The sequence below is a fragment of the Pseudanabaena cinerea FACHB-1277 genome (genome assembly GCF_014696345.1).
Taxonomy (GTDB): Bacteria; Cyanobacteriota; Cyanobacteriia; order Pseudanabaenales; family Pseudanabaenaceae; genus Pseudanabaena; species Pseudanabaena cinerea.
The window spans coordinates 14,749-27,012 of sequence record NZ_JACJPY010000063.1; the positions used below are offsets into that span (position 1 = coordinate 14,749).

10 protein-coding genes are annotated in these 12,264 nt (G+C 43.6%); 4 read left to right on the forward strand and 6 right to left on the reverse strand.

Translation table 11 applies throughout. From position 1 onward, the window contains the following. Positions 1-102 precede the first annotated feature (102 nt). The gene (locus H6F44_RS16475) at positions 103-1,044 is read right to left on the reverse strand and encodes a GDP-L-fucose synthase family protein (protein ID WP_190352122.1); all 942 of its coding nucleotides are present in this window, start codon (positions 1,042-1,044) and stop codon (positions 103-105) included. 89 nt (positions 1,045-1,133) lie between these two features. Then, entirely contained in the window at positions 1,134-2,207 is a 1,074-nt protein-coding gene (gene gmd, locus H6F44_RS16480) for a GDP-mannose 4,6-dehydratase (RefSeq protein WP_190352123.1), read from the reverse strand. 201 nt (positions 2,208-2,408) lie between these two features. On the opposite strand from gmd, the gene H6F44_RS16485 reads away from it, so the two are divergent. The 3 genes from H6F44_RS16485 to H6F44_RS16495 are packed head-to-tail and all read left to right on the forward strand — an operon-like array spanning position 2,409 to position 6,712. Then, the gene (locus H6F44_RS16485) at positions 2,409-4,088 is read left to right on the forward strand and encodes a mechanosensitive ion channel family protein (protein WP_190352124.1); all 1,680 of its coding nucleotides are present in this window, start codon (positions 2,409-2,411) and stop codon (positions 4,086-4,088) included. Between the two features lie 48 nt (positions 4,089-4,136). Beyond that, positions 4,137-5,090, forward strand: a complete 954-nt coding sequence (locus H6F44_RS16490; RefSeq protein ID WP_199302165.1) for an alpha/beta fold hydrolase — start codon at positions 4,137-4,139, stop codon at positions 5,088-5,090. Positions 5,091-5,146: 56 nt separating this feature from the next. Further along, positions 5,147-6,712, forward strand: coding sequence for an HsdM family class I SAM-dependent methyltransferase (locus tag H6F44_RS16495; RefSeq protein ID WP_190352125.1), 1,566 nt, complete (start codon positions 5,147-5,149; stop codon positions 6,710-6,712). A 22-nt stretch (positions 6,713-6,734) separates the two neighbouring features. Here H6F44_RS16495 and H6F44_RS16500 read toward each other — a convergent pair whose 3' ends face one another. Further along, positions 6,735-8,159 carry a protein adenylyltransferase SelO gene (locus H6F44_RS16500; RefSeq protein WP_190352126.1) on the reverse strand — a complete coding sequence of 475 codons (1,425 nt, stop codon included), beginning with the start codon at positions 8,157-8,159 and terminating at the stop codon, positions 6,735-6,737. Between H6F44_RS16500 and H6F44_RS16505 the strand changes: the two genes are divergently transcribed. Continuing rightward, entirely contained in the window at positions 8,151-9,911 is a 1,761-nt protein-coding gene (locus H6F44_RS16505; RefSeq protein WP_242016617.1) for an RluA family pseudouridine synthase, read from the forward strand. The two genes, H6F44_RS16500 and H6F44_RS16505, sit on opposite strands and share 9 nt — an antisense overlap. 117 nt (positions 9,912-10,028) lie before the next feature. Here H6F44_RS16505 and H6F44_RS16510 read toward each other — a convergent pair whose 3' ends face one another. The 3 genes from H6F44_RS16510 to H6F44_RS24095 all read right to left on the reverse strand — a co-directional run bounded on the left by H6F44_RS16510 (position 10,029) and on the right by H6F44_RS24095 (position 12,131). Next, on the reverse strand, positions 10,029-10,913 hold the full coding sequence (locus H6F44_RS16510; protein WP_190352127.1) for an alpha/beta fold hydrolase: 885 nt from the start codon (positions 10,911-10,913) through the stop codon (positions 10,029-10,031). Positions 10,914-11,571: 658 nt separating this feature from the next. After that, on the reverse strand, positions 11,572-11,718 hold the full coding sequence (locus H6F44_RS16515) for a PIN domain-containing protein (protein WP_190352128.1): 147 nt from the start codon (positions 11,716-11,718) through the stop codon (positions 11,572-11,574). Between the two features lie 236 nt (positions 11,719-11,954). Beyond that, positions 11,955-12,131: a PIN domain-containing protein gene (locus tag H6F44_RS24095; RefSeq protein ID WP_190352131.1), complete on the reverse strand. Its 177-nt coding sequence runs from the start codon at positions 12,129-12,131 to the stop codon at positions 11,955-11,957. Positions 12,132-12,264: the final 133 nt, after the last annotated feature.

Consider the following 12,264-nt stretch of genomic DNA (forward strand, 5'->3'; position numbering starts at 1 on the left):
AACTTGCAAACCATCAAATCCATATTTTTTGTCTTTGGTTTTCACCCTGTCCATGCCAAGGTGAAAACCATGCGGTTTAGGTCATTTTTGCGTCAGTCCAAACTAAGAATTTTGGCGATACCAAGCGATCGTATTTTGTAAACCCTCGCGAAAAGAGATCGCTGCCCTAAAGCCAAAAAATTGCTCAGCACGTTCCACATCTAGACATCGGCGGGGCTGACCATTGGGCTTATCGGTTTCCCAGATGATTTCGCCTTCATAACCCATTAGTTCACAGATCAAATTAATTAAATCCTTAATCGCAATCTCAGAGCCAGTACCAATATTTACAGGTTCAGCCCCATCATATTTAGCCGCCGCCATGACGATCCCTGTCGCGGCATCATCGGAATAGATAAACTCTCTGGTGGGTGTGCCATCGCCCCACACGAATATCTGGCGATCACCTCTTTGTTTTGCTTCATGAACTTTGCGGATCAAAGCAGGAATCACATGGGAGCTACGGGGATCAAAGTTATCTTCAGGGCCATAAAGATTAACAGGTAGTAAGTAAATGCCATTAAACCCATATTGTTGACGATAAGATTGCAACTGCACCAGCAATGCTTTTTTGGCAACCCCATAGGGCGCATTGGTGACTTCAGGATAACCATTCCAGAGATCCGCCTCTTTAAATGGCACGGGTGTAAAATTGGGATAGGCGCAAATTGTGCCAACACAAACAAACTTAGCAACTTTAGCAACATAGGCTGCATGGATTAGCTGCACCCCCATCATTAAATTATCGTAAAATAGTTCGGCAGGTTTCTCCCGATTGAGTCCAATACCGCCCACGTGCGCCGCCAAATGAATAATTAGATCCTGTCCCTGTACAACTTTTTCACAAATATCTAGCGATCGCAAATCATCGCTTTTAGATCTTGGCACTGTAATTAATTCTGGATTAGCACCATAGGCAACCAACTGCGCGATCACCCTCTTACCCAAAAATCCCGCACCGCCCGTCACCAATATTTTTTGATCGGCAAAATAAATTTCTGTCATAAAAATTGAGCTTAAAAATTGAGCTTTTAGTAGTAATAGACAACACCATTTAAACGATAAAAGTCTGGCATTGCCAGACTTTTGTAGTTCTAATCTAGAGCCGAGGTTTGATTGGGTTTGCGGAAAGTGGCAACATCGCCAGAGGCAACACCCTTGGGAGTCGCTAGCCCCAACACCTCCAGATCCGCATCCACCATCAACTCCACTAGCCCTTTAAAGCTAAGTTGAGGTTGCCAACCCAACTTTTGCTTAGCCTTGGTGGAGTCGCCCAAGAGCAAATCTACTTCCGCAGGTCGAAAATAACGCGGATCAATTTCCACATATTCCTGCCAATCAAGGTTGACATAGCTAAAGGCTTCTTCCAAAAACTCACGCACCGAATGGGTTTCCCCTGTGGAGATTACATAATCATCGGGTTCTGCCTGCTGCAACATCAACCACATCGCCTCCACATAGTCCTTGGCATAGCCCCAGTCACGCTTTGAGTCAAGGTTGCCAAGATATAGCTTTTTCTGCTGACCAGCGACAATTCTGGCGATCGCCCTTGTAATTTTGCGGGTCACAAAGGTTTCACCCCGTCTAGGCGATTCATGGTTAAACAAAATACCATTGCAGGCAAAGATTCCATAAGACTCGCGATAGTTGACGGTTTGCCAATGGGCATAGACCTTAGCGCAAGCATAGGGACTGCGGGGATAGAAGGGTGTCGTCTCACTTTGAGGCACAGCCTGCACTAGTCCATACATTTCCGAAGATCCAGCTTGATAAAAGCGAATTTTGCGCTCATTGCGTTGTTGATAGTCGCGCAAGGCTTCTAACAAGCGTAGGGTTCCCATTCCCACCGCATCAACCGTATATTCGGGTGAATCAAAACTAACCCGTACATGGGACTGAGCGCCAAGATTATAGACCTCATGGGGGCGTACTGACTCTAGAATACGTCCAAGGGTTGTGCCATCGGTAAGATCGCCATAATGCAGAAACAACTTAGTTTCGGGCAGATGGGGATCTTGGTAGAGATGATCAATGCGATCTGTATTTATTGTAGAAGATCGGCGAGTAATACCATGTACCTCATACCCTTTAGATAGCAGTAGCTCTGACAAATAAGATCCATCTTGACCTGTAATGCCTGTGATTAAGGCTCGCTTTGACTGACTCATGAAGTGCGATCGCAACTAAATTTACAACAAGCTTACAATGCTTAGCATTGAAATCAAACCCAATGAGGCTTGAAAGCTTTGCAAATAATATAGTCTAATTGGGACATTACAGGAATTAGGGCATAGATTTAACTCAGAAGCATAAATCCCCAATCCCCAATCCCCAATCCCCAATCCCCAATCCCCAATCCCCAATCCCCAATGTCCATCCATCCAAAACCATACTTTCAGCAAAAATGCTTCCGTTTTACCAGCTTGATTGCAGGCGCGATCGCCCTGATTCTCTTTTTGGGCAATGGTCAGGCGGCTTGGGGGCAGGCAGAATTTTTTAGCCTTAATTGGTTAGGGCGATCGCTCAACCCTTCCATTAGCACTAACAATAATGCCCCAAGCATCGATCATGCTGTAGTACGGTTGGATGGCTATAAGCTGTTTGTGTTAGCCTCTCCCACAACCAACCAGCGATTTCCCTTAGAGCAGCGTGTTCAGAGTATTGAAGATGAGCTAAACCGAATTGTGAATAGCAACTTTGAGCCAGAGAATCTATCGGTGCAAGTTACCATCGATCAACAAAGTCAACTACCTGTAATTGCCATTGGCGATCGCTATTTAATGACGGTGACGACCATCGATGCTCAGCTCCAAGGGCGTGATCCTGAGGGTTGGGCAAATCAGGTTGCTCAAATTTTGCGGGAAGCATTGATTCGAGCAAAGCAAGAGCGTCAACCCCAATTTTTAATCAATCGCGGCATTATTACTTCTGTAATAATTTTATTGATGTTCATAGCCATACGCCTAATTAGCCATTGGCAAAGACGCTTAAAATTGTGGCAAGAAGCAATGGCATCCCCTCTCGGTCAAGAAAAGACACCAGCCTTTGAGTCGGATGTGATGGATTTGCAACAACAACTCAAGCAACAACTCAAGGCGAATCTGCGCGATCTGCAACGGCGTATTCTAGAACTAGCCTATGTGGGGATTTTAGGCAGTGGCATTTTTATCATCTTGGGGCTGTTTCCCTATAGCCGTTGGTTACAATCTTTCTTGCTATCAACACCCCTGCAAATTGTGGCGATCGCCTTTTTTACTTATTTACTGATGCGGATTAGCAACCTATTGATTGAACGCTTTGCAGGGTTTCTAAAAGCTAGGGATTTTGCTATGCTCAAACCCTATCAGCGCCTAGATTTACGACTATCAACGGTTTCACAAGTGCTGCGTAATGTCACAGCGATCGTGTTAGTCAGTTTTGGGACGTTAGCAATACTTTCACGGCTGGGCTTTGATCTAATACCGTTATTAGCAGGAGCAGGGATTGTCGGTATTGCTATTTCCTTTGCAGCTCAAGGTTTGATTAAGGACATAATTAATGGATTCTTGATTGTTTTGGAAGATCAATATGCAGTAGGTGATGTGATTATTGTGGGACAACTGGGGGGCTTAGTGGAGAATATGAATTTACGAGTGACGCAGGTACGCAATAATGAAGGACAGTTGATCACCATTCCCAACAGCGCGATTTCGGTGGTGCAGAACCTTTCCAAAGATTGGTCAAGGGTCGACTTAAGTATTGAGGTTGCCTACGATAGCAATCCTGATTATGTTCTTGATATTTTGCGGAAGTTAGCCCAAGAAATCTATCAAGAGCAGACTTGGCACGATAAGATTATTGACCCTCCAGAAGTTTTAGGTATTGATGGTTTGCAACATTCAGGAATGCTGATTCGCATTTGGATCAAGACGCAACCACTTCAGCAATGGGCTGTCGCTAGGGAATTTCGCCGCCGCCTCAAATTGGTGATGACCCAAGAAAATATAGCGATCGGCATTCCCCAACAATCATTCCTTTTCGCAACTAGCAGCCCTTTCAAGACAGACTAACAGAAATCTATTTTTGGCTATAATGCCTATATACATTTAGTTTATACCTTGCCAAAAGTAACCGCCGTGCTAATTACCGAAAATCCTACCGACGATCGCCAATCATTATCCAATCCAAAGCTAAATCCAGAATCTTTTGCCCTATGGACATGGCACGGCTATTCAATCAAATATGTAAAATACGATGCTGCGGTTGATGGTACTGGTATTCCCCTGGTGCTGATCCATGGCTTTGGTGCATCCATCGGACATTGGAAAAAGAATATACCTGCTTGGGTAGATGCGGGATATCAAGTATTTGCCCTTGATCTATTGGGCTTTGGGGGGTCTGCCAAACCCACGATCGCCTATTCCTTAGAGCTATGGCAAGAATTATTACGGGATTTCCATCAAGAATTAATCCAAAAACCTGCTATTTTTGTTGGTAACTCCATCGGTGCATTATTGGCATTGATGATGACAACCGATGATCCTGATCTGGCGATCGGTGCAGTGCTGCTCAATGCCGCAGGTGGGCTAAACCATCGCCCCGATGAGCTAAATCCACCATTGCGATTATTAATGGCAACTTTTGCTAAGTTAGTTAGCTCCGAGCTAACGGGCAAGTTTGTCTTCAATCAAGTACGCAAAAAGCGCAATATTCGTAATTCCCTGCGTCAGGTATATCGCAATCATCAGGCGATCGATGATGAATTAGTGGATATGCTCTATCAGCCGTCCTGCGATGAAGGCGCACAAAAGGTATTTGCTTCGATTTTGACGGCTCCTGCGGGACCGCAAACTAGCGATCTTCTGGCTAAATTGACTAGGCCGCTTTTGGTTTTATGGGGAGATGCCGATCCTTGGACACCGATCAATGGGGCAAAGGTCTATACTGAGGCAAGTAAAACTAAAGATATCCAAGTGATTCCCATTCCCAATACTGGACATTGCCCCCACGACGATCGCCCTGAAATTGTCAATGCTTTGGTGATTCATTGGTTGCAGAGGTTTAATAAATAAAGGAATTTTAAGAGTGCAGCTTAGCTGTGCTTTTAAAATTCTTTGTTTTAAGAACTATGAATAACCAAGAGCTTTATTGTCAGAAAACCGATAGTTCTCACCGCAAAAAATTTGGTCAGTTTTTTACCCATCCAGATGTCGCCCAATTTATGACAAATTGGGTATTAGCATCTGGTCAGAAAACTATTTATGATCCTGCTTTTGGCTTGGGTGCTTTTTATTTGCCAATAAAACATAGAGAAGATATAAATTTCCATGGTTCAGAAATTGATTCAACTGTTTTAGACTTTGGCTTAGATTCTAGCTTGGATTCTAGTTTAGATTCTAGTTTAAATGTTAAGCTATCTATAAAAATTGAAGATTATCTTTTAACATGGGGAAAGCAGCATCAAAATATAGTGTGCAACCCTCCCTATATGCGCTTTCAGAAATTTTTAAACCGCGATCAAGTTGCTAAAGAATTTCAAGAAAAATTAGGCATAAAACTATCGGGATACACAAATACCGCTTCAGCTTTTCTATTGAAATCTATTTCAGAAATGGATGGCAAAGGCAGACTCGCCTATGTGATGCCCCTAGAATTTTTGAATACAGGCTACGGCACGATGGTTAAGCAAGAATTGATCATCAATAAACATTTGGTGAGCATCATTAAATTAGATTGTGAGAAAGAGATATTTCCCGATGCCACAACCTCAGTGGGAATTATTTTATATGATAGTTATAAAAAGTATGATGCTGTAAATTTTTATAGTCTTGATTCAGTGAACTCACTTAAAGAAATTGCAAAACTTGTACCAACAAAAAACATATTAACTAATGACTTAAAGCCAAATACCAAATGGCTACCCTATTTTCAAAAAGACGCACTAATCGTTAAAAATAATGAACTCGTTTCTCTTAGAGAATATGGTCGATTTAGTCGCGGGATTGCAACGGGGGCAAATGAATTTTTTGTTTTAAAACCATCGGATCTTAAACATAAGCTGTTCTTAGCAACAGAATACCTACCCTGCATTACTAGAAGTTCACAAATTAAAAAAACGATTTTTGATTTAGAGGATTATCAACAATTAGTTGCCCAAGATGCGCCCGTATATCTATTTGCCGCCCATGATCAACATTCGGAAGCAGCCGATCGCTACATCCAATATGGGGTCAGCCAAGAGTTTGATCGCAGATTTCTCACCAAGAGCCGCAACCCTTGGTATAAAACCGAGAAGAGAGAACCATCACATTTATGGTTAGGAGTCTTTTCGCGAGGGGGGTACAAGGTGGTTTTAAATCGTAGTAATGCGCTTAATCTCACCTGTTTCCATGGTTTTCAACCCAATTTATTGGGAATCAATCAGATCGAAAAGTTATTTTTATATCTATCCTCTCAGGTTGGTCGGCAAATTATTTCATTATCCATGCGAAAGTATGGCGGTGATCTCGATAAATTTGAGCCGAATGATCTAAATATGGCGCTAGTGCCAGCCCCAAGTTACTTTGACCAGATGCCCGAAGATTTAGTCAAGGATGCGATCACATGGATTGAAAAAACAGGCACAATTCCGCAAAACATTGACGAATACTTTGCCCCATTAGCTAGGATGGAATCCCAGTCGCTAATTGTATGACAGGTTTGTTATGATTGCTTACTCAGGCGATCGCCTCATAGAAGGGTTGCCAGTTGTCATCGGTGGCGATATGTTCCCATAGCTCCTCGATTTTAGGGCGGAGGAAGATCACGGTGGGATTTGCGGCTTTTAATTGAGCGGCGATCGCTGTCATGCTATCCACAGGTTGGCGAATTAGTAATTGGTGATAGACCATGCGCCATTTTTCTAAAAGTGGCATTTGTTCATCGGTGATTTGCCAATTATATTCCATCGGATTTGCAAAAACATGGTTAGCATCTTCGCGCCAGTTGGCATGGAATGACTGGCGCAGATTCACAAAGAATTGGTTATAACCGATCGCAGGAATAGCCGCCATTAGTTCAAGGGTTGCGCCAATTAGGTCTTCCGTTTCAGGCTCCGCAAGATTAACCATTCCCAGACGCTTAAGCATCATTTCACAATAGGCAGTCCGATAGAAGTCTTTAAACTGCTGCAATGAAGACTGCATATCATTCTTGTCCATAATCATGCTCAAAGGATCTTGCAGTTTATCGAGATTCCAATAGCAAGCGGCTGGCTGATTGGCATAGCTATAGCGTCCTGCATGGTCAAAATATGCTGCCGTAAAGCGCGGATCATAATTGGGAATGAAGGCGAAAGGTCCATAATCAAAACTTTCACCAGTAATTGACATATTATCGGTATTTAGAACCGCATGACAGAAACCTGCCACCATCCATTGAGCGCAGAGGGTCGCCACCCGTTCTACTAGTTCTAAATAGAATTTATGATCTTGATCTTCCGTTTGCCAGAGGTGGGGATAATAAATCTCTAAGACATGATCGAGCAGTTTCCGCGCTAGGTCATCGCGCCCAAGCCAACGCAGGCGCTCGAAAGTGCCGAACCGAATATGCGATCGCGAAAATCTGACCATTACCGATGAACGGGTGGGTGATGGTTCGTCACCACGCCAAAGTTCCTCCCCTGTTTCAATTAAACTCAGGCAGCGTGAGGTTCTTACGCCCATACGATGCAGCGCTTCTGAGGCAATGATTTCTCGAAATCCACCCTTGAGGGTCAGCCGCCCATCCGCACTACGGGAGTAAGGTGTACGCCCTGAACCCTTTGTGCCGAAGTCGTATAGTTCGCCATTAGTGCCACGTACCTGTCCATAGACAAAGCCTCGCCCATCACCCAGTTGTGGGTTATATTCGCCAAATTGATAGCCATGATAGCGCAATGCCAGAAAGGGGCGCACCCCTTGAAAATGTCTAAATGCCTCAATAAAATGATCGTCACTGACTTCGGCAGGATTGAGTCCTAGAGTTGGTAAAATGCGATCGTTGCGCCAACGTAACTGATGGGATGGGAACTGCGCCGCCGTGACAATATCATGGTAGTCCGTTAAGGACTCGATCGCTGGTTCATATTTAAGATTTAGGAAGGGATTAGAGCTTTGACTCATAGGGAAGATGCAACACAGGCATTAACGACTAATGCCATGATACTTGATCGGCAGTTGCCACAGGACTCAGAATGTCCTAGTTACTGGTATGAGGGCATTTGTCCCTATAGTGGCGCATTGTTGCGCTTGCCGAGAACTCAGCAAGCAGAGGCGATCGCACAGGAATTAATGCGGGAATTAATGCAGGAGCTAGAGCATGATGTTTATGGCTTCTCAACTAATTCTGAAGGGAAAATGTATGGAATTTTATTAGCAAAATCTATCACAGGCGAAATCTTAATTCTCAAGGCATTCTCAGGACTGCTCAATGGTAAAAGTGAGATCGCAGGCTGGGTTCCCCTGATCGCGGGGCGCGAAAAAGTGGCGATCGCAGAGTCTATTACTTTAAATAAATTGGCAGTAATTAAGCAACAATTGATTGCCCTCAGTGAACTTCCTGAACGGCGCGAATATGCTCTGCGATCGCAAGTCTATGAACTAGAATTACAAGCTTTGCGCGATCGCCATCAAGTTTCCAAACAGCAACGCCAAATCCAGCGATCGCAGTTAATGACAACTTTAACAGGGGCAGATCTAGCGAAATCTTTACAGGAATTGGATCGTGAAAGTCAATTAGAAAAAATGCAAAGGCGCAATCTCAAACGCGATCGCGATCAAGCGCTGCAACCTTTGCAACAGGCGATCGCCCTAGCCGATCAGCAAATGCAACTTCTCAAACAAGAACGCCGCCATCTATCGCAAACCCTGCAAACCCAAATGCACCAATCCTATGTAATTACTAATTTTGCAGGGGAAACGCGATCGCTGCGGGAGTTAATCACCACAGGGGCAATGCCCACAGGCATGGGCGATTGTTGCGCTCCTAAATTATTACATTACGCCGCCACCCACAATCTCGAACCCCTCGCCATGGCAGAATTTTGGTGGGGAAATCCTTCCCCCGATGGTTACAAAATTCAAGGACAGTTCTATGGTGCTTGTGCGGAACGTTGCCAGCCTTTGATGGGCTTTTTGCTATCTTCCCGAAAATCACCGCCTAATGATACGAAGTATTATCAAACCAAGCAAAATCAAGAACTATCAATAAAGCTTGATGATACTTCGCATCATCAAACCCAGCAAAATCAAAAACTATCGATCATTTATGAAGATGAAGTGCTAATCGCGATCGCCAAACCCGCAGGATTGCTGTCCGTGCCAGGACGCTATTTAGACACCCAAGACTCCGTATGCAGTCGTTTAAAAATGGCAAGCGATCGCCCCTTCTATCCTGTGCATCGACTAGATCGTCAAACCTCAGGAATTCTGCTCTTGACCCGCGATCTTGATACCCTGCGCCATTTACAACGCCAGTTTCACCAGAGAGAGGTCAACAAAATTTATGAAGCAATGCTTTCCCAAAGATTAAACGGCGATCGAGGCTTAATCGAATTACCGCTTTGGGGCAACCCTGAAAACCGTCCCTATCAACAGGTTGACGCTGAACGCGGCAAACCCAGCGCCACTCAGTTTCAAGTGCTATGCCATGAACAAAATTATACGCGGGTTGAATTTAAACCACTCACAGGGCGCACCCATCAAATTCGCGTCCATGCCGCCGATGCGCGGGGTTTAGGTATTCCCATTTTAGGCGATCGCCTCTATGGTTGCCATGCGGTTACAGATCGCCTGCACCTCCATGCCCGTGAGCTATCCTTCACCCACCCGCGATCGCTGGTAGCAATACATTTGCACTGCCCAACTCCATATTGACTTGCCAATACAACCTAGCCACAGTAACAACTTTGGTAAGATTTCTGAACTCTCCTCATTCTGCCTACGGCAGCATGGAAATCTAAAAATCTTACACAAAAATCTTACTCAATGCTGCTAAGCCCTTAGCCAGTCTCGAATGAGACTATTAACAACCTCTGGACTCTCATCATGGGGGCAATGTCCCGCCTTGATATAATGTTCTGTTAGGGATGGATAGAACTCGCGAAACTTTGCACCCCTAGCGCGGCAATTCATCCAAGGATCGCCCTCACCCCAGATGATCAATAATGGACAGTGCATAGCTGCTAATAACTGATCCACCTTCTTACCCTGTGGCGTACTAAATACAGATGCAAATACCTGTGGCGCACCCTGATCGCAGGATGGACGATAGATCTCTTCCACCAATTGCTCAGTTACAGCCGATTGATCTAGATATACTTTTTTTAAGGTGTTGCGAATTCGTGATTTTTGGCGCACAAAGTTAAATAGAAGTTGATTTGCCCAAGGTCTTCGCAAAATATTTTGTAAATAGCCGCTAACTGCCTTCTGGATTGGGTTTACCTTTTTGGCTCCAAGGGGATTTGTATCCGTAAAAGGACCTGCACTATTGAGCAGAATAACTCCCTTTACCGATTGAGGACAGTCTGCCGCCACACAGAGCGAAGCATAGCCCCCAAGGGAGTTACCCGCGATCGCCGTTGGGCGCTGAATAATCTCATTGATAAAATCATGCAATTGATCGCGCCATAAATCGCCACTGTACTGCCAAGCGGGTTTCTGCGATCGCCCAAAGCCTAGCAAGTCGATCGCATATACTTCAAAATCTTGACTCAGTTCGGCAATATTTTTGCGCCAGTGATCGGTGGATGCACCAAACCCATGCACTAGGAGCAGTGGTGGCTGTTGTGGATTATGTCCAGCCTTAACATAATAAATTTTTTGTGATCGCCATAGCCAATAGCTGCCAGCGATCGGTTCAGTACTTGTCGTGACCATAAACTTATGATTTGGGGTATTTATTTTATTTGTTTTATTTTTTGTTTTATTTTTTGTTTTATTTTTTGTTTTATTTATTTTATTTATTTTATGAGCTTAGCTTGAAAGATCCGCATTGCCGATCATTCAACAATTATGCTGCTGGATTCTGATAAAGAAAACCCCATTCAGAGATACTAGCCAACCATAATCTCTTAAATTTCCTACTCCTTTAGAAATATTCTTGGCTGCATAAACATCCGTTATATTGCCTGATAAAGTTTGAGAGTAGGTTAAACAGGGATGGATTTAGGACTTATAGGAATGACAGACAGTAAACCCAGGTTCATTGCTAATGCGCTTGAGATGTTCAAGTGTCCAGCCAAATTGGTTAGCAATTTTGGCGATGAATACGAATTTCTTCAACTATTTTTGAAAATATAGATGGCTCTAACTCGAACTAATGATGAGCGATTCATTTTGAGGGCGGTATTTGAGGGCGGTAATAGTGGCTCGACCGATCGCTGTTTTGCCTATAATTTCTATTTTGGATTCGTCAGGGTGTATCTGGCGCGAGTTTTTAGGATAGTGAGATGATCTACTTTCTCTAGAAGGTCATCTAAATCATTATGTTCACCTTCAGAGAGTGAATTTTCGGTGTTTCTATCGCTTAGTTGATCTAAGTGATTTTGAATTGAACTTCATCTGACATCAGGAGTATTGCTTGAGATGTGGCATAGTCGAAAACTTGTTGGGGCAATGAATTTACAGACATTAAGCCACTGATCAAGATGTTGGTATCGATTACTAATCTTAGTTTAGTCATCCTTGAGGATTTCCTCTAAGATTTCGGGAGTAAGTCCTTTTTGTTGTGCTTCTAAACGAATTTCTTGAACTACTTTTTGGAGTGGGGTTGGTTGGGAGACTCATTGTAAAAAGATGCTGACAAGTGTTTGCAATGCTTGGCGATTTTCAGGAGTAGTATTTTGGTATGCCTCAGCAATGGGGGCTTCGACTTGAAGGGTGATTTGTTTAAGCATGGTATATCTATTTCTCCAGCAATTATTTCATAAGATAAATTTCTACGTTTTGGCTGTTCCATGTGGCGATTCCAATTCCAAAAAAGTCTTTGTCTTCTGTCCAAATTGGACAATCAAAGTGCATCGCTAAAGCAACTACTTCCCAATCGTTAGGATCTCTTTTTTTGATGCGTCTTAGAGCTTCATTTTTATACTGAATCTAAGTACAGGACAAAAATTTAATGGAGTCAACAATACTACGGACAAAATTGGTCAGAGATAGAGCCGTAAGAGCAAAGCTTGTGGAAATTAGGGTGTAATTTAATCGAAGTAAGGTCTAAATCTAACAGGGA